Origin of the sequence: Pseudomonas sp. UM16 (assembly GCF_050312595.1) — a bacterium.
GTDB lineage: Bacteria > Pseudomonadota > Gammaproteobacteria > Pseudomonadales > Pseudomonadaceae > Aquipseudomonas.
Window position 1 is genome coordinate 151,662 of record NZ_JBNPJT010000007.1, and the last position, 18,207, is coordinate 169,868.

Genomic DNA, 18,207 nt, shown 5'->3' on the forward strand with positions numbered 1-18,207 from the left:
GCTGTTCTCCAGTTAGTTCAGGGCTTCTTCGACGAGCTCGATCCAGTGCCGCACTGGGGTGCGACCGGCGCCGTCGAGGTGGGTTTGGCAGCCGATATTGGCGGTGACAATCACCTGTGGTTTACCGCTTTCCAGGGCGTTGAGCTTGTTGTCGCGCAGTTGCTTGGACAGCGCCGGTTGGGTTATCGAATAGGTCCCGGCCGAGCCACAGCACAAGTGGCTGTCGGGTACAGCGGTCAAACTGAAACCGAGGCGCGTGAGTACGCGCTCCACCGCGCCCCCGAGCTTCTGTGCATGTTGCAGGGTGCAGGGGCAATGGAACGCCAGGCGCGTGTCGGCGTGTACCCCAAGCTGCTCCAGCGGTTCGGCGCCAAGTACCTCAACCAGGTCTTTGGCCAAGGTACTGACGCGTTGAGCCTTCTCGGCATAGGTGGGATCTTGCGCCAGCAGATGGCCGTAATCCTTGACGAAGGCACCGCAACCGCTGGCAGTCTGCACAATGGCCTCGGCGCCCAGCTCAATGGCTGGCCACCAGGCATCAATGTTCTGTCGCGCACGCTGCAAACCTTGCGCCTGGGCGTTGAGGTGGTAGTCCACCGCACCACAGCAACCGGCTTCATGGATCGGCGTAACACTGATGCCGAGGCGGTCGAGCACCCGCGCCGTGGCCGCGTTGGTGTTGGGTGCCAGGCCAGGCTGCACACAGCCTTCGAGCATCAGTACACGGCGTGCATGGCGGGGCGCGGGGCGTGGTTTGCTGGCGCTGAAGGTGCGCGGCAATTTGTTTTTGAGGCTGGCCGGCACCAGTGGCCGGAAAACCTGGCCGACCTGGGTCAAACCTTTGAATAGACCTGCGTGCGGGACTACGGCCCGCAGGCTTTCACGCAGTACCCGTTGAGCGAGCGGACGGGGTACCGCGGCGTCGACTACGGCGCGGCCGATATCCAGCAAATTGTGGTACTGCACCCCCGACGGACAGGTGGTTTCACAGTTGCGACAGCTCAGGCAGCGGTCCAGGTGCAATTGGGTCTTGGCGCTGACTTCGTTGCCCTCTAGCACTTGCTTGATCAGATAAATGCGCCCGCGCGGGCCATCCAGCTCGTCGCCAATCAATTGGTAGGTCGGGCAGGTGGCGTTGCAGAAGCCACAATGGACACAGCTACGCAGGATACGTTCGGCTTCTTCGGCACGCGGCAGTTGCTTGGCCTGTTCACTCAAATTGGTCTGCACGGCTACACCTCGCAATACAGTCGGCCAGGGTTAAAGATGCCCTGGGGGTCGAGCTGGTTTTTCAGTTGCCGGTGGTAGCGCAGCAACGGTGCGGCCAACGGCTGGAACGGGCTGTCGCAGTGGCCGGCAGTGAAGCAGGTGGCATGGCCTCCGACTTCGTCGGCGATCTGGCGGATCAGTGCGGCATCAGCATCGGACTTCAGCCAGCGCTGTGCGCCACCCCAGTCAATCAACTGCTCGCCGGGCAGCGCCAGCACCCCGGTGTTGGTCGGCACTGACAAGCGCCACAGCGGGCGCGGGTCGGCGAAGAAACCCAGGCGCTGCTCACGCAGCTCAGCCCAGTACGTGCTTTCAATCAGTTCACCGCCAAGGCGCTCACGGGCTGCCGCTACCGAACCTTCTCCGCCCTCCAGGCGCACGTGCAAGGCCCGGCCATCATGACTGGCAGCGCTCAATGGAATCGGCTGTTGACCCCATTCGGCGAGTTTGCGCAGGGCTAAGGCCGTGTCCATTTCCAGGCGCAGGCTGAGGCACTGGCGCGGCTTGGGCAGTACTTTGAGCGACACTTCGGTAATCACCCCCAGGCAGCCAAAGCTACCGGCCAGCAGGCGCGACAGGTCGTAGCCGGCAACGTTTTTCATCACCTCGCCACCAAAGCGCAGGTGCTTGCCGGTACCGGTGATCAAACGGGTGCCCAGAACCAGGTCACGAACCGCGCCGGACCAGGGCCGGCGCGGCCCTGACAGGCCTGCTGCAACCATACCGCCGAGGGTCGCGGCGCCGCCAAATTGCGCGGGTTCGCAGGTGAGCATTTGCCCGGCTGCGTCCAGCGCTGCCTCTAATTCGGCCAGCGGCGTGCCGGTGCGGGCGGTGATCACCAACTCGGTCGGGTCGTAGCTGACGATGCCGCGATGGGCGCGGGTATCGAGCACTTCACCGGCGACCTTGCGTCCGAGAAACGCTTTGCTGTTGCCGCCCTGAATGCGCAATGCAGTCGAACGGTTGAGCGCGTGATTGACTTGTTCCAGCAACGCCGCACTGGCGTCGCAGTCATGCTGCATAACCATTAGAAGCGCTCCAGGTCAGGAAAAGGCAGCTTGCCGTGATGAACATGCATGGCACCGAATTCGGCACAGCGGTGCAGGGTCGGAATGTTTTTGCCGGGATTGAGCAGGCCGTCGGGATCGAAGGCTGCTTTCACGGCGTGGAACAGGGTCAGCTCGTCACTGTTGAACTGAGCGCACATTTGGTTGATTTTTTCGCGACCTACGCCGTGCTCGCCGGTAATACTGCCGCCCACCTTGACGCACAGTTCGAGGATCTTGCCGCCCAGAGCCTCGGCACGTTCCAGCTCGCCGGGCTGGTTGGCATCAAACAGGATCAAGGGGTGCATGTTGCCGTCGCCCGCATGAAACACGTTGGCCACACGCAGGCCGAACGCCTCGGACAGCTCACTGATGCCCCTGAGTACGCCGGGCAGTTCTCGACGCGGAATGGTGCCATCCATGCAGTAGTAGTCCGGCGAGATACGCCCTACGGCCGGGAAGGCATTCTTGCGTCCAGCCCAGAATTTGACGCGCTCGGCCTCATCGCGGGCCATACGCACTTCGCTGGCACCGGCCTTGTTCAGCACCGTGCTGACACGCTCACATTCGTCATGCACGTCAGCTTCGACACCGTCGAGCTCGCACAGCAGGATGGCCTCGGCTTGCACGGGGTAGCCGGCGTGAATAAAGTCTTCGGCGGCACGAATCGCCAGGTTGTCCATCATCTCCAGGCCGCCCGGGATGATCCCGGCGGCAATGATTTCACCGACTGCGCGCCCGGCTTTCTCAACCGAGTCAAAGCTGGCCAGCAGCACTTTAGCCACCTGCGGCTTGGGCAGCAGCTTGACCGTGACTTCGATGATGATCCCGAGCATGCCTTCAGAGCCGGTGAACAACGCGAGCAAGTCGAAGCCGGGTGAATCTAGAGCATCGCTGCCCAGGGTCATGCGTTCGCCTTCGACCGTGAGAATCTCCACCTTGAGCAGGTTGTGCACAGTCAGGCCATATTTCAGGCAGTGCACGCCACCGGCATTTTCGGCAACGTTACCGCCGATCGAACAAGCGATCTGCGAGGACGGGTCCGGTGCGTAGTACAGGTCGTAAGGAACGGCTGCCTGAGAGATAGCCAGGTTGCGAACGCCGGGCTGGACTCGGGCAAAACGTCCCTCTGGATTGACCTCAAGGATGTGATTGAAGCGCGCCATCACCAGCAAAACGCCCTGGCTCAATGGCAACGCGCCACCTGACAGACCCGTTCCGGCCCCACGTGCTACCACAGGTACACGGCGCTGATAACAGAGTTTGAGAAGGCGCTCGACCTGCTCGATGTGCTCAGGCAACACCACCAGCATCGGCGTGGTGGTGTAGGCAGAGAGGCCATCGCACTCATAGGGTTTGAGATCTTCCTGGGTGTGCAGCACGTGCATGTCCGGAAGTTGTTCATGCAGTTCAGCCAGCAGGGCCAGCTTGTCGACCTTGGGCAGCGCCCCATCGACGCGCTCGTCGTACAGAATACTCATGGCAGGCGTTCTCGCTTGACGTTGTTCTTGTGTGCAGTACCGGTAGCGAGCCGGTCCGCTTGTTATGGGCGATATGTAGAGCTTTGCACGCCTGCCGTCTATCGTCTGTTGAACTGGTATGACCAGTTTGTTCGGATTGATACCCCATCAATAGTTGCTATGAGCCTTACAAATAAAGGAGTGGCTAGCTATATTGGCAAGCCAGTGATCGAACTGTTAAAACTGGTACTACCAGTTGCTCGAGGCGCTTAGCATGCTTGAAGAATCATCCGGTACACGCCGCCAGGTCAGTGATGTAGTGGCCGAGCGGATTGAGCGATTGATCGTCGATGGTGTGCTCAAGGTCGGCCAGGCCTTACCTTCGGAACGCCGCCTGTGCCAGAAACTGGGCATATCCCGTTCGGCGCTGCGTGAGGGGCTGAAAGTGTTGCGCGGTCGGGGCATTATCGAAACCGCCCAAGGGCGCGACTCGCGGGTTGCCACGTTGAATGGGAGCCGCGATGCCAGCCCATTGATGCACTTGTTCAATTCGCAGCCGCGCACCCTGTTTGACCTGCTGGAGGTGCGTGCGCTGCTGGAAGCCGAATCGGCGCGCTTGGCCGCCTTGCGCGGAACAGATGCGGACTTCGTTCTGCTGAGCCGACGCTATGAAGAAATGCTCGCCGCCCACAGCCAGGCTGAAGCTGTCGAGCCTCGCGAGCATGCCCGCCTTGATCATGCCTTCCATCTGGCGGTCTGCGAGGCTTCGCACAATCCGGTGTTGTTGCACACCTTGCAGTCATTGACCGATCTGATGCTGAGTACGGTGTTTGCGTCCGTCAATAACCTCTACCATCGGCCAGTGCAAAAACGTCAGATTGACCGCCAGCACGCACGGCTCTATCACGCCGTCATCGAGCGTTTGCCGGAGCAAGCTCAGCGTGCTGCGCGCGAACACATACACAGCATCCGCGACAACCTCACGGAGATCGAACAGGAAGAGCAACGTTTGGTGCGCGCGACCATGCGTCTAGAGGGTTGGGCGTAGACAAACGCGTCAATCTTTCACGGTTGTGCAGTAATACCTGCAATTCACGGGTAAGTGATTTTGTTGATGTACCAGGAGGTCTCACCGGTAGGTGTTTGCACAACAGCCTCATCACCCTCAGTTTTCTTCAACAAGGCCCGCGCCATCGGTGAGTCGATCGAAATGTAATCATTGCGACCGTAGATTTCGTCATAACCCACGATTCTGAATGTCTTGAGCTCGCCTTCATCGTTTTCAACTTCCACCCAGGCGCCAAAGAACACTTTTCCTTCTTGCTCGGGGGAGTAGTCGACGACCTTGACGTCTTCTAATCGCTTGCGCAAATACCTGACTCTTCGGTCGATCTCTCGCAGCAGCTTTTTGTTGTACTGGTAATCCGCATTCTCACTGCGGTCACCAAGCGATGCCGCCCACGTGACCTTCTGTGTGATCTCCGGTCGGTACACGCGCCACAGGTGATCAAGCTCTGCCTTCAGGGCGTCGTAGCCACCACGGGTGATGATGTTTGTGGCCAAAGGGACCTCCTTTTATCGACTAATGCGTGCCATCGGCAGTACATGAAATTGGCTGGGTAGCCCTTTCAGGGATTATGCAGCTTGAGATTAAGCAAGTGCTACCGGGTGAGGAGGTGCGCTCGCTGCGTGCGGCGCTCAACTCTCACGCAGCACGGTTAGCGGGCTGGCATTGAGTGCCCGGCGGGTGCCATAGATCCCGGCGCCACCGACCAGCAAGGCACCGATCACCGGCAACAGCAGCAACCACGGGTGTGGGCTCCAGCTAAGGTCGAAGGCATAGCGGTACAACACTAGGGTGATCACCTCGCAGCCGATGGCCGCCAACAAACCACTGGCCGCGCCGAGCAAGCCGAACTCGATACGCCGGGCCTTGATCAACAGGCCGCGACCGGCACCCAGGGCGCGCAACAATGCGCCTTGGCGGATGCGCTCGTCCAACGTTGCCTGCAGGCCGGCAAACAGTACTGCCAACCCAGCGGCCAGAACAAACAGCAGCACATACTCCACTGCCAGGGTCACCTGGGCGAGGATACTGCGCAACTGCTCCAGCAGGGCGTCGACCTGCAGGATGGTCACCGCCGGAAACTCCCGCGACAGGGCCACGACTTGTTGATCGTGGCCGGCGGCGAGGAAGAAACTGGTCAGGTAGGTGGTTGGCAGGTCCTGCAGGGTGCCGGGTTGGAAAATCATGTAGAAGTTGGGCTGGAAACTGTCCCAGTTAACCGTGCGCAGGCTACTGACTACCGCCTGGCGCTGCTGACCGCCGATGCTGAACGTGAGCTGGTCACCGAGCTTGAGCTTAAGACTTTGCGCCAGCTCGGTTTCAACTGACACGCCGGGCAGGTTGCTGTCAGTGCCGGGGCTGGCCTGCCACCACTGACCTTCGCTGAGATGGTTGCCTTGCGGCAGGTCAGCGGCCCAGGTCAGGCTCAGGTCGCGTTGCACGGCACGATCGCCGGTGCTCTCTTTGCTGACAATCTGTTGCACAGCCTGGCCGTTGATTTCGGTCAGACGCCCTGGAATAACCGGATACAGCGGCGCAGCTTCGGCCGAGAATTCGTTAAGGCGCTGGGCAAAGGTGTTCTTGTCGTCCGGCAGGATGTTCAGCGCGAAGTAATTAGGCGCGTCTTTGGGTAACTGGTTCTGCCAGGTGTCAAGCAACTCGGCGCGCAGCAGGGCGATCAGGGCCATGGCCAGCAGGATCAGGCCGAAGGCCAGAGACTGCCCGGCGGCCGCCAGCGGGTGGCGCAACAGTTGGCCCAAACCCAGGCGCCAGGCCAGAGGCGAGTCGACGAGCAGGCGCCGGAGGCTGCGCAGGCCGAGCAGCAGCAGGCCGCCGAGGACGACGGCCGCGACCAGGCCGCCACCGATCAGGGCAAAGGTCAGCAGCAGGTCCAGGCTCAAGCGCCACATGATCAGGCCCAGCGCAAACAGTGCGGTGCCATACACCAGCCAACTGCTGGGTGGCACTGGCAGCAGGTCACGGCGCAGCACCCGCAGCGGTGGTACGCGGCCCAAGGCAGCCAGTGGTGGCAGGGCAAAGCCTGCCAACGCCACCAGGCCAGTGGCGATCCCTGCCAAAGCCGGCGTCAAGCCACCCGGAGGGATCTGCGCAGGCATCAGGCCCTGCAGCAATTTAAACAGGCCTAGCTGCGCCAGCCAGCCCAGCACGGCGCCACCCAGGGCGGCCAGGCTGCCGAGGATTGCCAGTTGCAGGCAAAACAGCCCCAGCGCCTGGCGGCGTGACAGGCCTAGGCAGCGCAGCAGGGCACTGGCATCGAAGCGACGGGTGGCAAAGCGGCTGGCAGACAAGGCCACCGCCACACCGGCCAGGAGTACAGCCACGAGGCTGGCCATGTTCAGGTAACGTTCGGCTTTACCCAGGGCACCACCAATTTGTTGGTTGCCGTCGCGAGCATCCTTGAGGCGCTGGTTGGGCGCCAGGTTTTTGCTGATGCTGGCGTGATAGCGGGCCAGGGCTTCGGGTTCGCCACGCCAGAGGTAGCGGTACATGACCCGGCTACCGGGCTGGACAACACCGGTTGCTTCGAGATCAGCGAGGTTGATCAGCACTCGCGGTGTCAGGCTGTAGAAATTGCCAGCACGGTCCGGTTCATAGGTCAGCACCCGGCTCATACGCAAGGTTTTCATGCCGACATCAATGCTGTCGCCGATTTTCAGGTTGAGGGCGGCCAACAGTCGCGGCTCGACCCAGGCTTCACCCGCAGCCGGTCCGCCGCCGCGGGTTTCCTTGGCATAGGGTTCGGCGGCGCTGCGCAGTTCACCGCGCAACGGGTAGGCGCTGTTGGCAGCCTTGACGCTTGAGAGCTGGATACCATTGTCGGTCGCGATTACGCTGGAAAACTCGACCACCTGAGCATGCTGAAGGCCTGCCGCCGTACCCTCGGCGAGCTGTTCGGGCTGGGCCGGTGAGCTGCCTTGCAGCACCAGGTCGGCGCCGAGGAACTCGGTGGCGCGTAGCATCATTGCGCCGTTGAGGCGGGCCCCGAAGTAGCCGATGGCAGTGCTGGCAGCTACCGCCACCAGCAGGGCAAAAAACAGCACGCGCAATTCACCAGCGCGGGCGTCGCGAAGCAGTTGGCGCAAGGCCAGGGCAAACAGGCGGAAAAACGGCAGGCGGGCCATCAGGGCTCCAGTGGCGCGACCAGGTGGCCGGCGTCCAGGCGGATCAGGCGACGGCAGCGCTGGGCCAGGCGTTCGTCATGGGTGACCAGCACCAGGGTAGTGCCGCGTTCCTTGTTCAGTTCGAACAACAGATCGCTGATGCGCTCACCGGTGTGGCTGTCGAGGTTGCCGGTCGGCTCGTCGGCGAACAGCACCGCCGGTTCCGCGGCAAAGGCCCGGGCAATGGCAACGCGTTGCTGCTCACCACCGGACAACTGGCGCGGTGAATGGCTCAGGCGTTGGCCGAGGCCGACCCGCTCGAGCAGGTTACGGGCATGTTCGCGGGCATCGCGGCGACCGTCCAGCTCCAGCGGCAGCATGACATTTTCCAGGGCATTGAGGCTGTCGAGTAGTTGGAACGACTGGAACACAAAGCCGACATGTTCGGCGCGCACACGGGCGCGCTGGTCTTCGTCCAGTGGGCCAAGGTCATGACCGGCCAGCGTCACTGAGCCTGCACTGGGCAGGTCGAGGCCAGCGAGTAGGCCGAGCAGGGTTGATTTGCCCGAGCCCGAAGCCCCGACAATGGCCAGGCTGTCGCCTTGTTTCAATTCCAGCGAGAGTTCATGCAGGATGGTCAGGTCACCTTCCGCGCTGGGAACCACTTTGCTAAGGTTGCGCGCACTGAGAATGCTGGGGCCCATGGAGAATCCGATGCGAGTGTGGTTATTGAGTGCTGGCCTGGCCTTGATGTGCATGGCCCAAGGCGCAGCCGCGGGGACCGTGCTGATTGTCGGCGATAGTATCAGTGCCGCTTTCGGCCTGGATACCCGCCAGGGGTGGGTTGCCTTGCTGGAGCAACGCCTTGAGACCGAGGGTTTTGACTCCACCGTGGTCAATGCCTCGATCAGCGGCGACACCAGTGCAGGAGGCCAGGCGCGGCTGCCGGCGCTGCTTGCGGAGCATAAGCCAGCGTTGGTGGTGCTCGAACTGGGTGGCAATGATGGCCTTCGCGGGCAACTGCCGACGCAATTGCAACAAAATCTTGCTTCGATGATCGACAGCTCCCGGGCAGCAGGGGCCAAGGTGCTGTTGCTGGGCATGCGTTTGCCACCCAATTACGGCAAGCGTTACACCGAAGCCTTTGCTCAGGTCTATGCCAATCTGAGCAGTGAGAAAAATGTGCCGCTAGTGCCGTTTTTTCTCGAAGGCGTGGGCGGCGTACCTGAGCTAATGCAGGCCGATGGCATTCCTCCGGGGGCAGGCGCGCAGGCGCGGTTGCTGGAAAATGCCTGGCCGCAGCTAAAACCGCTACTTTGACGCTTTTATACTGACCGGCTTTCGGCTAATGTTGCGCCCCCGATTTGGAGCCCCCGATGCCGCGTCCCGCCTGGTCCCTGTTTGCCTATCAATTGATCGAGCCTGACGAACAGCTTGACCTGTTCGCCTGCCAGGAGATCCGCGTCCATCTTGTGGCCCGTCAGCTGGAGCTGGGAGGCTCGGCTGACCGTACCTTGTGCGGCACCTTGCTGCCGGCGCAGCCGCGCTGGTCAGCGGTCCAGCGTGGCATCTATCGTGATCGCCGCCTGTGCACGTTGTGCCGGGCCATTCTCGATGCCCAGCGCCGCGGCACGCGGCCGGTATGGCCACAGCTGTAACAGTTCGACATAGCCTTTCATCCTTTACCCCGCCTTCTGCGCCGTGGATTACTCCCGATTGTGCCGGGGGCGGTGTACAATCGTTCTCTTGACCTCACTGAATTAGCGAAGGATTTCCCGGATGTTGCCGCGCTTTCCCGCCGTCACCCGTTGCCTGTCCCTGGCCGCCCTGCTGGCGGCAGGTCCTGCTGCTGCACTGGAGTTCCCCCTGCCACCGCCTGGCGAAGACGTCATTGGCCAGGTTCAGGTGATCAAGGCCAAGTACGAAGATACCTTCGCCGATATCGGCACGGCTAACGACTTGGGCTATCTGGAAATGATTGCCGCCAACCCGGGCGTCGACCCTTGGTTGCCAGGAGCCGGCACCGAAATCATCCTGCCGACGCGTTTCATCCTGCCGCCAGGCCCGCGTGAAGGCATCGTCATCAACCTGGCCGAGTACCGCATGTACTACTACCCGAAAGGGCAGAGCGTCGTGCACACCTACCCGCTGGGTATCGGTCGGGAGGGCTGGGGGTCGCCGATTGCTAACACCCGCGTTACCGCCAAGACGCCGAACCCGACCTGGACGCCACCGGCCTCGATCCGCAAGGAACACGCCGCCGATGGTGACATCCTGCCAACCGTGGTGCCCGCTGGCCCGGATAACCCGTTGGGGCCATACAAGTTCACCCTCGGCGTGCCGGGTTACCTGATCCACGGCTCGAACAAAAAGTTCGGTATCGGCATGCGTACCAGCCATGGCTGCTTCCGCATGTTCAACAACAATGTGCTGGAACTGTCCAAAATGGCCCCTGTTGGTGTTGCGGTACGCATCATCAACGAGCCCTACAAGTTCGGGCTCAGTGCAGGCAAGGTCTACCTTGAAGCGCATACCCCGCTGGATGACAAGGGCGACCCGTCGGTGGTCGACAAGCACACTGCGGTAATCAACGCCTTGCTCAAGCGCGAAGACCTGGCTAACAACCTGCGCATGAACTGGGACATGGTCCGTGACGTAGTTGCCGCCGAAGACGGCATGCCGGTGGAAATCGCTGTGCCGATCACAGGTCAGCAACCGATGGTTTCAAGCGTACCGTTAGACATGCAATAAACCCCTGAGGTGTTGCATCCGAGGCCTGCCATTGTGCAGGCCTCGTCGTTTCTGGCGGTTGCTGTAAGTTTCTGGCAGGCAATAAAAAAGCCGACCCACAAGTGGGTCGGCTCCAAATAAAAATCCCGAGGGATAATTACTTACGGCTGGCTTTGTCCAGCATACGCAGAGCGCGCTCGTTAGCTTCGTCAGCGGTCTGCTGTGCTTTTTGAGCAGCAGCCATAGCGTCGTCAGCTTTGCGGTAGGCTTCGTCAGCGCGAGCTTGTGCGCGAGCAGCTGCGTCTTCAGTAGCGGTCAGGCGAGCTTCGGTTTCTTTCGATACGCTGCTGCAACCGGTAGCCAGAACTGCGGCCAGAGCCAGAGCAGAAAATTTCAGAACGTTGTTCATCGTGTTCCCCTTCAAGGACTTTCTATTAAATAGCCATCTCTCAGCAAAGAGAAACTAGCCGGTGTACATAGTACCCATTACTTGTAGTAAGTAAACTGACAGAGCGCAAGAACTGCAAAAAAATACGCCCGTCCCGGGACCTACACAGCCTTTGTAAAAAAACTGTGAAGGTGCCGCCGCAGCGGCTGCTATCTAGTGTAGCAAGTATGCTTTTTTGTTGAACTAACGGTGACTTAAAGTGTCATCCAACGTCTTAGCACTACAACATCCGGCAACTGTTCAGGCGGCTTTCCCGTTGCCTGGCTCGCTGGCTGCAAGAGCACAATTTTTACGACCAGACGCCTTGAGCATCCGGGCCCTGGGCGCCTACTATTTGTACGTGCTCTTTTGCCAGAGAACGACCAAGCTGTTCTTGCTGTCCAAGCGGGCACGGGGTGGCGTAGAGGTTCCTTCGCCGGACAAACATCGGTAAGGTAGGGGTCAGATCATTAGACCCGCGAGGAGTAGTGATGAGCGAGGCGTTGTCCATCCACCATGACCAGGCTGGTCATCAATTCGAGACCAGTGTGGACGGTCATCGTGCGTACCTGACCTACATGGACCTGGGTAAGCAAACCCTGGATATCTACCGCACCTTTGTGCCCAATGCGTTGCGGGGCCGGGGTATTGCCGCGGCGCTGACCGAGACGGCGCTGCAATATGCAGAAGACATGGGCTACACCGTGATTCCTTCATGTTCATATGTGGAACGTTACATGGAGCGCCAGCAACGGCACTCCACCAAAGCCTGAGAATCGCGAACGGTAGCGCCACGCTGCCATTCAAATGCACAAACAAAAACGCCGGGCAATGCCCGGCGTTTTTGTTTGTGCCTGTCAGGCGCGGTTGCGCTTGGGCAGTACATCCTTGAGTTTGGCGTGCATGCTGCGCAAGGTCTTCTCGGTGGCTTCCCAGTCGATGCAAGCGTCGGTGATCGACACACCGTACTGCAGGTCGTTGAGGTCCTTTGGAATCGCCTGGCAGCCCCAGTTCAGGTGGCTTTCGACCATCAGGCCGATGATCGACTGGTTGCCTTCGAGGATCTGGTTGGCAACGTTCTCCATTACCAATGGCTGCAGGGCCGGGTCCTTGTTGGAGTTGGCGTGGCTGCAGTCGACCATGATGTTCGGCTTGATCTTGGCCTTGGCCAACGCCTGCTCGCACAGAGCGACACTGACCGAGTCATAGTTAGGCTTGCCATTTCCGCCGCGCAGCACCACGTGACCGTAGGCGTTGCCTTTGGTGGTGACGATGGAGACGCCGCCTTCCTGGTTGATGCCGAGGAAGCGGTGAGGGCTGGAAACCGACTGCAGGGCGTTGATGGCTACGGTCAGGCCGCCATCGGTGCCGTTCTTGAAGCCTACGGCCGAAGACAGGCCCGAGGCCATTTCGCGGTGGGTCTGGGATTCGGTGGTGCGTGCGCCAATGGCCGACCAGCTGATCAGATCCTGCAGGTACTGCGGAGAGATCGGGTCGAGGGCTTCGGTCGCGGTCGGCAGGCCCATTTCGGCCAGGTCCAGCAACAACTGACGACCGATGTGCAGGCCATCTTGAATCTTGAACGAGTCGTCCAGGTACGGGTCGTTGATCAGGCCTTTCCAGCCAACCGTGGTGCGTGGTTTTTCGAAGTACACACGCATGACCAGGTACAGGGTGTCGGACACTTCAGCGGCGAGGGCTTTGAGGCGCTCGGCGTATTCATGGGCCGCTTTGATGTCATGGATCGAGCAGGGGCCGATCACCACGAACAGGCGGTGGTCCTTGCCGTCGAGAATATTGCGCACCACTTCACGGCCCGCAGTCACGGTCTTGAGCGCGGTGGCGCTGAGAGGGATTTCCTTCTTGAGCTGATCGGGGGTGATCAAGGTCTCGTTGGAGGCAACGTTTAGGTCATCGATCGGTAAATCAGCCATCGTGTTACTCGTCAGGTCACGGGTGCCGGCCGCCAGCGATCCCCGTGCGGCGGAGCAGCAAGATTGTACGCAGCGGGGAGCCGAACCTTAGCGCGTTACACCGTGGCTCGACAATGGGTAGAGGCTGCTTTCCTGTGTGTGAAAGCCTGCAGGGGCAGGGTTTTTCACCTTAAATTAGAATTTGTCGGGTATGCGTGGCCTCAAGGCTGGCCTCGGAGAACTCATTGGCGTGCAGGCTGACCCATTGCTGAGCGAGAATCTCGAGGTCACCTGGCGTGGTTTGGCTCTGCACCTGCTGTTGGTAAAGGTGCTGGATCTGACAGACCTGTTCGCTCATCCGCGCACCGAACAGGGCTTGTTCATCGATGAAGGCGATGCCCACCCGGTAGCCGTCCTGCTGCTTCTGGCACCAGGCTACGTAGCCGGGATAGCGGGCGTTTTCACCCAGGGAGGGAATGATCATTTCTACGGCCATACCGCGGCGGTAGGCGCGGGGGTGGTTGCAGACGATACCGCCCAGGCTGATAGTGTGCAGCCGTTGGCGAAACAGACTTGGCGACTGGCGAAGGGCCAGTTCGACCGGGACATCGTCCGGGTGGGACAGAAAACCGCGCATGCTCGACTCCGTGTCGAATTTTTGACCTTGTTCGCCTCAGTATAGTGAAGGATCGTAAAGCGGTTGATTTGCGGTTAAAAATACCAACAAAAAATGAACGGTTGAGGAGAGCAGGATGAACACCAGCAGTCTGCGTATTGGCATCATCGGCACCGGCGCCATTGGCGGCTTTTACGGATTGATGCTGGCCAGGGCAGGGTTCGACGTGCATTTTCTCCTGCGCAGCGAGTTTGACGCGGTCAGTGAGCATGGGATGCGCATCGAGAGCGCCGTGCACGGCACCTTGCAAATGCCGGTGCAGGCGTACGCCGATGTTGCCGATATGCCGCCCTGTGACTGGCTGCTGGTGGGCACCAAAACCACCAGCAATGCCGAAATGGCGCCCATTATCGCCAAGGCCGCTGCCAGCGATGGCAAAGTGGTGCTGTTGCAGAATGGGTTGGGGGTCGAGAAAGGCATGCGTCCGCTGCTGCCGGAAAACCTGCATCTGCTCGGCGGCTTGTGCTTTATCTGTGTTCACCGTGAGGCGCCCGGGGTGGTCCGTCACCAAGCCCTGGGGGCGGTAAACCTGGGCTATCACAGCGGGCCGGCGGCGGATGCGGTTGTGCGCCAGAATATTGCCGAGGCCGGTGCTGATCTGTTCCGCGAGGCGGGTATTGATTCCAAGGCCATGGCCAACCTGGCCCAGGCGCGTTGGCAGAAGCTGGTATGGAATGTGCCGTACAATGGTCTGTCGGTGGTACTGGGGGGCAGCACCACACCGTTGATGGCCGATCCGCAGAGTCGAGAGTTGATCCAGGCGTTGATGGCCGAAGTGGTGGAGGGGGCGCGCAGTTGTGGTCATGCAATGCCCGAGGGCTATGCCGAGCAGCTGTTTAGCATGACGGAAAAAATGCCGGACTACTGGCCAAGCATGTACCACGACTTTGTCCAGAAGCGACCATTGGAGCTGGCGTCAATCTATGCTGAGCCCTTGGCGCGGGCGCGCAAGGCCGGTTGCAGTTTGCCGCGCATTGAGGCGCTGTATCAGGAACTGGCGTTCATTGATCGGCATAATCGCTAGGTGACAGCGGCTACGGTTGCTTGAGCAAAACAGATGAGGAGCACTCCATGAGCAAGAACCTCGGCGACAAGCTGGTGGTCGCGATTTCCTCGAGGGCGTTGTTCGACCTCAGTGAAAGCCATCGTCTGTACCTGGCTCAAGGGGTCGAAGCCTACCGTCAATATCAGATCGAACACGAAGACGAAGTGCTCGAACCCGGTGATGCCTTCCCGCTGGTGCAAAAACTGTTGGGTCTCAATGCCCATCTTGGGCAGCCGCGGGTCGAGGTCATTCTGGTATCGCGAAACAGTGCCGACACTGGCCTGCGGGTGTTCAATTCGATCGAGCATCATGGCCTGGGAATCTACCGCGCAGCCTTTGTCGGCGGGCGTAGCCCTTATCCTTACCTGGCAGCCTTTGGCTGCCATTTGTTCCTCTCCACCGACGCTGACGATGTACGCAGTGCGCTTGATGCTGGCTTCGCGGCCGCGACGATCCTCTCGGGTGGGGCGCGTCGTGCTGCCAGCGATGAGCTGCGCATCGCCTTTGACGGTGACGCAGTATTGTTCTCTGATGAGTCCGAGCGGGTCTATCAGTTGGGTGGGCTGGAGGCGTTCCAGGCCAGCGAACGTCAGTCGGCGCGCGAGCCCTTGCGCGGTGGCCCGTTCAAGCCATTTCTTGCTGCGTTGAATCTGTTGCAAAAGGAGTTCCCCGAAGGTGCCTGTCCGATTCGCACGGCGCTGGTCACCGCCCGTTCAGCGCCAGCCCATGAGCGCGTGATCCGCACCTTGCGCGAGTGGGACATCCGTCTGGATGAGTCGCTGTTTCTCGGTGGCCTGGACAAGTCGGCGTTTCTCGAAGCATTCGCCGCCGATGTGTTTTTCGACGACCAGGCCGGCCATTGCGAGCGCGCACGCAGCGTCGTTGCAACCGGCCATGTACCGCATGGCATCAGCAACGAACCGACACTGGGTTAGGCCGTATACGTCGGGCGCCGGACGGAGCGGCGCGGCATCAGCGCACTGCTAAGCTGAAGCTTGCTCTGCCTAGGCGGCAGTCAAGGAGGTCGAATGATCCGTTCCATGCTGTATGCCACTGACCTCGGTGTATACGCGCCTTTTGTCATGCAACACGCGCTGGCGTTGGCGCGCACCTTCAATGCAGAGCTGTATGTAATTCATGCGGTCGAACCCATGGGCCAGTTCGCCGAATCCCTGCTGCAAAGCTACCTGGATGAGCAGACGCTGGACCAGTTGCACAGCCAGGGCGTCAACAACGTCATGGCCAACATCGAACAGAAAGTCCTGGAAAACTTTCGGGACGAGTTAGGTGAAGAAGCCGACCTGGCGCTGATCAAGGCAGTTCGCGTGCGCCAGGGTGATCCCGCTCAGGTGATTCTTGAACAAGCTCAGCGCCTGAGTGTGGATCTGCTGATCTTTGGCAGTCATAGCCAGGGGGCAGGCGTTGATATCCCCATTGGCCGCACGGCCGTGCGGCTGCTGCAGTTATCGCCGGTTCCGATATACATGGTGCCTTTGGCCCAGCATCTGGGTCGCAGAAAGGCTTAAGGCGGCATTGCCGGAGGATTGCGCTAGACTGCTAAAATAGTTCTAGATTTATTCTTCAAACCACTAATATAGTTATAAATCGTCGCTGCTGCCGGTGACGCCCAGCTGATTTGAGGGATACATATGAAGCTTCAACAATTGCGCTACATCTGGGAAGTGGCGCACCACGACCTCAACGTCTCCGCGACAGCGCAGAGTCTGTACACCTCCCAGCCGGGCATCAGTAAGCAGATCCGCTTGCTTGAGGACGAACTGGGCGTTGAAGTGTTCGCCCGCAGCGGCAAGCACCTGACTCGCGTGACTCCGGCGGGTGAGCGCATCATCACCACCGCCGGCGAGATCCTGCGCAAGGTTGAAAGCATCAAGCAGATTGCCCAGGAATTCTCCAATGAGAAGAAGGGCACCCTGTCGATCGCCACCACTCACACCCAGGCGCGCTATGCGCTGCCGCCGGTAATCAGCAGCTTCATCAAACAGTACCCGGAAGTAGCCTTGCACATGCATCAGGGCTCGCCGATGCAGATCGCCGAAATGGCCGCTGATGGCACCGTGGATTTTGCCATTGCCACCGAAGCCCTGGAGCTGTTCGGTGACCTGGTAATGATGCCGTGCTATCGCTGGAACCGTTGCGTAGTGGTGCCGCAAGGCCACCCGCTGACCAAGCTGCCCAAGCTCACCCTCGAAGCCTTGGCCGAGTATCCGATTGTTACCTATGTGTTCGGTTTCACCGGTCGCTCCAAGCTCGATGAAGCCTTCAGTCATCGCGGCCTGACCCCGAAGGTGGTGTTCACTGCTGCCGACGCCGACGTGATCAAGACCTACGTGCGCCTGGGGCTGGGCGTCGGTATCGTGGCCAAAATGGCGGTCGACACCAAGCTCGACAACGACTTGGTGGTGCTCGATGCCAGTGAACTGTTTGAGTCCAGTGTGACCAAGATCGGCTTCCGTCGCGGTACCTTCCTGCGGGGCTTCATGTGTGACTTCATCGAAAAGTTTGCCCCGCACCTGACCCGTGAAGTCATGGCCAAGGCCATCCAGTGTCACAACAAGCAAGAGCTTGAAGAGCTGTTTGAAGGTGTCGAGCTACCGGTGCACTAAAGCTTCAAGCTCCAAGTTTTAAGCTGCAAGAGAAAGCAGCCCGCGTGCGGGCTGCTTTTTTTGTGGCTTGAAGCTTACTTGCAGCTCAATTTTTAGCGATCAGGTTGCCGGCATGCAGGCCGCATTCCTTCTGGGTCGACTCTTCCCACCACCAACGGCCTTCGCGTTCATGCTGGTTGGGCAGTACCGGGCGAGTGCAAGGCTCGCAACCGATACTGATGAAGCCGCGTTCGTGCAGGCTGTTGTAGGGCAGCTCGAGCATGCGGATGTAACCCCAGACTTCTTCGCTGGTCATCTGCGCCAGCGGGTTGAATTTGTACAAGGTGCGCTCAGGTGTCGAAAACGCGCTGTCAATTTCCAGCGCAGCCACCTGGCTACGGGTGCCCGGGCTCTGGTCGCGGCGCTGGCCGGTAGCCCAGGCGCTTACGGTGCTCAGCTTGCGTCGTAGCGGTTCAATCTTGCGGATGCCGCAGCATTCGCCATGACCGTCCTTGTAGAAACTGAACAGGCCCTTTTCCTTGACGAAAGGGTCGAGCTTGCTGCGATCAGGCGAGAGTATCTCGATCGGCAGGCTGTAGTGCTCGCGTACCTGGTCGATGAAGCGGTAGGTCTCCGGGTGCAGGCGACCGGTGTCGAGGCTGAATACCTTGACGCTCTTGTTCAGCTTCCAGGCCATGTCCACCAGCACCACGTCTTCGGCGCCGCTGAAGGAAATCCACAGGTCATCACCGAAGTGATCGAAGGCAAGCTTGAGGATGTCTTGCGGGGACTTGTTGGCATAAGTCGCGGCCAGGGCGGCGACGTCGAAGGGTTGGCTCATCAGGCGGCT

General features: G+C 60.2%; 19 protein-coding genes. 9 read left to right on the forward strand and 10 right to left on the reverse strand.

Annotated elements, in window-relative coordinates:
* Positions 1 to 12: 12 nt before the first annotated feature.
* The 3 genes from glcF to glcD are packed head-to-tail and all read right to left on the reverse strand — an operon-like array spanning position 13 to position 3,796.
* Positions 13 to 1,230, reverse strand: coding sequence for a glycolate oxidase subunit GlcF (gene glcF, locus ACQRAX_RS10320; protein WP_412037324.1), 1,218 nt, complete (start codon positions 1,228 to 1,230; stop codon positions 13 to 15).
* A 2-nt stretch (positions 1,231 to 1,232) separates the two neighbouring features.
* Complete coding sequence (glcE, locus tag ACQRAX_RS10325) at positions 1,233 to 2,291, reverse strand: glycolate oxidase subunit GlcE (RefSeq protein ID WP_412037807.1); 1,059 nt, start codon at positions 2,289 to 2,291, stop codon at positions 1,233 to 1,235.
* A gap of 5 nt (positions 2,292 to 2,296) precedes the next feature.
* Positions 2,297 to 3,796: a glycolate oxidase subunit GlcD gene (gene glcD, locus ACQRAX_RS10330; RefSeq protein WP_412037325.1), complete on the reverse strand. Its 1,500-nt coding sequence runs from the start codon at positions 3,794 to 3,796 to the stop codon at positions 2,297 to 2,299.
* Positions 3,797 to 4,049: 253 nt separating this feature from the next.
* Here glcD and glcC point away from each other — a divergent pair, with 253 nt between their 5' ends.
* Positions 4,050 to 4,823, forward strand: a complete 774-nt coding sequence (gene glcC, locus ACQRAX_RS10335; RefSeq protein ID WP_412037326.1) for a transcriptional regulator GlcC — start codon at positions 4,050 to 4,052, stop codon at positions 4,821 to 4,823.
* A gap of 44 nt (positions 4,824 to 4,867) precedes the next feature.
* Here the strand turns inward: glcC and greB are convergent, their stop codons facing one another.
* The 3 genes from greB to ACQRAX_RS10350 all read right to left on the reverse strand — a co-directional run bounded on the left by greB (position 4,868) and on the right by ACQRAX_RS10350 (position 8,667).
* Entirely contained in the window at positions 4,868 to 5,338 is a 471-nt protein-coding gene (gene greB / locus ACQRAX_RS10340; protein WP_412037327.1) for a transcription elongation factor GreB, read from the reverse strand.
* Positions 5,339 to 5,473: 135 nt separating this feature from the next.
* Complete coding sequence (locus tag ACQRAX_RS10345) at positions 5,474 to 7,984, reverse strand: ABC transporter permease (protein ID WP_412037328.1); 2,511 nt, start codon at positions 7,982 to 7,984, stop codon at positions 5,474 to 5,476.
* Positions 7,984 to 8,667, reverse strand: a complete 684-nt coding sequence (locus ACQRAX_RS10350; RefSeq protein ID WP_045189863.1) for an ABC transporter ATP-binding protein — start codon at positions 8,665 to 8,667, stop codon at positions 7,984 to 7,986. The genes ACQRAX_RS10345 and ACQRAX_RS10350 overlap by 1 nt, the downstream gene beginning before the upstream one ends.
* 10 nt (positions 8,668 to 8,677) lie before the next feature.
* On the opposite strand from ACQRAX_RS10350, the gene ACQRAX_RS10355 reads away from it, so the two are divergent.
* From ACQRAX_RS10355 to ACQRAX_RS10365, 3 genes are all read left to right on the forward strand, one after another.
* Positions 8,678 to 9,283: an arylesterase gene (locus ACQRAX_RS10355; RefSeq protein ID WP_412037329.1), complete on the forward strand. Its 606-nt coding sequence runs from the start codon at positions 8,678 to 8,680 to the stop codon at positions 9,281 to 9,283.
* A gap of 56 nt (positions 9,284 to 9,339) precedes the next feature.
* Positions 9,340 to 9,621 (forward strand): hypothetical protein, encoded by a 282-nt coding sequence (locus ACQRAX_RS10360; RefSeq protein WP_412037330.1) that lies wholly within the window; start codon positions 9,340 to 9,342, stop codon positions 9,619 to 9,621.
* Positions 9,622 to 9,742: 121 nt separating this feature from the next.
* Positions 9,743 to 10,714, forward strand: a complete 972-nt coding sequence (locus ACQRAX_RS10365; protein ID WP_412037331.1) for a L,D-transpeptidase family protein — start codon at positions 9,743 to 9,745, stop codon at positions 10,712 to 10,714.
* A gap of 136 nt (positions 10,715 to 10,850) precedes the next feature.
* On the opposite strand, the gene ACQRAX_RS10370 is transcribed toward ACQRAX_RS10365, so the two are convergent.
* Positions 10,851 to 11,102 carry an Lpp/OprI family alanine-zipper lipoprotein gene (locus ACQRAX_RS10370; protein WP_003250288.1) on the reverse strand — a complete coding sequence of 84 codons (252 nt, stop codon included), beginning with the start codon at positions 11,100 to 11,102 and terminating at the stop codon, positions 10,851 to 10,853.
* 509 nt (positions 11,103 to 11,611) lie between these two features.
* Here ACQRAX_RS10370 and ACQRAX_RS10375 point away from each other — a divergent pair.
* On the forward strand, positions 11,612 to 11,893 hold the full coding sequence (locus ACQRAX_RS10375) for a GNAT family N-acetyltransferase (protein WP_045189870.1): 282 nt from the start codon (positions 11,612 to 11,614) through the stop codon (positions 11,891 to 11,893).
* Between the two features lie 84 nt (positions 11,894 to 11,977).
* Here the strand turns inward: ACQRAX_RS10375 and ACQRAX_RS10380 are convergent, their stop codons facing one another.
* Complete coding sequence (locus ACQRAX_RS10380; RefSeq protein WP_412037332.1) at positions 11,978 to 13,054, reverse strand: 3-deoxy-7-phosphoheptulonate synthase; 1,077 nt, start codon at positions 13,052 to 13,054, stop codon at positions 11,978 to 11,980.
* A gap of 169 nt (positions 13,055 to 13,223) precedes the next feature.
* Positions 13,224 to 13,670 (reverse strand): PilZ domain-containing protein, encoded by a 447-nt coding sequence (locus ACQRAX_RS10385; RefSeq protein ID WP_412037333.1) that lies wholly within the window; start codon positions 13,668 to 13,670, stop codon positions 13,224 to 13,226.
* Positions 13,671 to 13,785: 115 nt separating this feature from the next.
* Here ACQRAX_RS10385 and ACQRAX_RS10390 point away from each other — a divergent pair, with 115 nt between their 5' ends.
* The 4 genes from ACQRAX_RS10390 to cysB all read left to right on the forward strand — a co-directional run bounded on the left by ACQRAX_RS10390 (position 13,786) and on the right by cysB (position 17,378).
* Positions 13,786 to 14,733 carry a putative 2-dehydropantoate 2-reductase gene (locus ACQRAX_RS10390; RefSeq protein WP_412037334.1) on the forward strand — a complete coding sequence of 316 codons (948 nt, stop codon included), beginning with the start codon at positions 13,786 to 13,788 and terminating at the stop codon, positions 14,731 to 14,733.
* Between the two features lie 47 nt (positions 14,734 to 14,780).
* Positions 14,781 to 15,689 carry a 5'-nucleotidase gene (locus tag ACQRAX_RS10395; RefSeq protein WP_412037335.1) on the forward strand — a complete coding sequence of 303 codons (909 nt, stop codon included), beginning with the start codon at positions 14,781 to 14,783 and terminating at the stop codon, positions 15,687 to 15,689.
* A 93-nt stretch (positions 15,690 to 15,782) separates the two neighbouring features.
* The gene (locus ACQRAX_RS10400; RefSeq protein ID WP_045189879.1) at positions 15,783 to 16,280 is read left to right on the forward strand and encodes a universal stress protein; all 498 of its coding nucleotides are present in this window, start codon (positions 15,783 to 15,785) and stop codon (positions 16,278 to 16,280) included.
* A 123-nt stretch (positions 16,281 to 16,403) separates the two neighbouring features.
* On the forward strand, positions 16,404 to 17,378 hold the full coding sequence (gene cysB / locus ACQRAX_RS10405; RefSeq protein WP_045189882.1) for an HTH-type transcriptional regulator CysB: 975 nt from the start codon (positions 16,404 to 16,406) through the stop codon (positions 17,376 to 17,378).
* An 85-nt stretch (positions 17,379 to 17,463) separates the two neighbouring features.
* Here the strand turns inward: cysB and ACQRAX_RS10410 are convergent, their stop codons facing one another.
* Positions 17,464 to 18,198: a phosphoadenylyl-sulfate reductase gene (locus tag ACQRAX_RS10410; RefSeq protein WP_412037336.1), complete on the reverse strand. Its 735-nt coding sequence runs from the start codon at positions 18,196 to 18,198 to the stop codon at positions 17,464 to 17,466.
* Positions 18,199 to 18,207: the final 9 nt, after the last annotated feature.

Coding starts and splice junctions, on each gene's coding strand:
- ACQRAX_RS10365 (WP_412037331.1), top strand. CDS start 9,743: ATGTTGCCGCGCTTTCCCGCCGTCACCCGTTGCCTGTCCCTGGCCGCC.
- ACQRAX_RS10380 (WP_412037332.1), bottom strand. CDS start 13,054: ATGGCTGATTTACCGATCGATGACCTAAACGTTGCCTCCAACGAGACC.
- ACQRAX_RS10375 (WP_045189870.1), top strand. CDS start 11,612: ATGAGCGAGGCGTTGTCCATCCACCATGACCAGGCTGGTCATCAATTC.
- ACQRAX_RS10350 (WP_045189863.1), bottom strand. CDS start 8,667: ATGGGCCCCAGCATTCTCAGTGCGCGCAACCTTAGCAAAGTGGTTCCC.
- ACQRAX_RS10390 (WP_412037334.1), top strand. CDS start 13,786: ATGAACACCAGCAGTCTGCGTATTGGCATCATCGGCACCGGCGCCATT.
- ACQRAX_RS10345 (WP_412037328.1), bottom strand. CDS start 7,984: ATGGCCCGCCTGCCGTTTTTCCGCCTGTTTGCCCTGGCCTTGCGCCAA.
- ACQRAX_RS10370 (WP_003250288.1), bottom strand. CDS start 11,102: ATGAACAACGTTCTGAAATTTTCTGCTCTGGCTCTGGCCGCAGTTCTG.
- ACQRAX_RS10355 (WP_412037329.1), top strand. CDS start 8,678: ATGCGAGTGTGGTTATTGAGTGCTGGCCTGGCCTTGATGTGCATGGCC.
- ACQRAX_RS10410 (WP_412037336.1), bottom strand. CDS start 18,198: ATGAGCCAACCCTTCGACGTCGCCGCCCTGGCCGCGACTTATGCCAAC.
- glcE (WP_412037807.1), bottom strand. CDS start 2,291: ATGCAGCATGACTGCGACGCCAGTGCGGCGTTGCTGGAACAAGTCAAT.
- ACQRAX_RS10360 (WP_412037330.1), top strand. CDS start 9,340: ATGCCGCGTCCCGCCTGGTCCCTGTTTGCCTATCAATTGATCGAGCCT.
- ACQRAX_RS10385 (WP_412037333.1), bottom strand. CDS start 13,670: ATGCGCGGTTTTCTGTCCCACCCGGACGATGTCCCGGTCGAACTGGCC.
- glcD (WP_412037325.1), bottom strand. CDS start 3,796: ATGAGTATTCTGTACGACGAGCGCGTCGATGGGGCGCTGCCCAAGGTC.
- ACQRAX_RS10400 (WP_045189879.1), top strand. CDS start 15,783: ATGATCCGTTCCATGCTGTATGCCACTGACCTCGGTGTATACGCGCCT.
- cysB (WP_045189882.1), top strand. CDS start 16,404: ATGAAGCTTCAACAATTGCGCTACATCTGGGAAGTGGCGCACCACGAC.
- glcC (WP_412037326.1), top strand. CDS start 4,050: ATGCTTGAAGAATCATCCGGTACACGCCGCCAGGTCAGTGATGTAGTG.
- ACQRAX_RS10395 (WP_412037335.1), top strand. CDS start 14,781: ATGAGCAAGAACCTCGGCGACAAGCTGGTGGTCGCGATTTCCTCGAGG.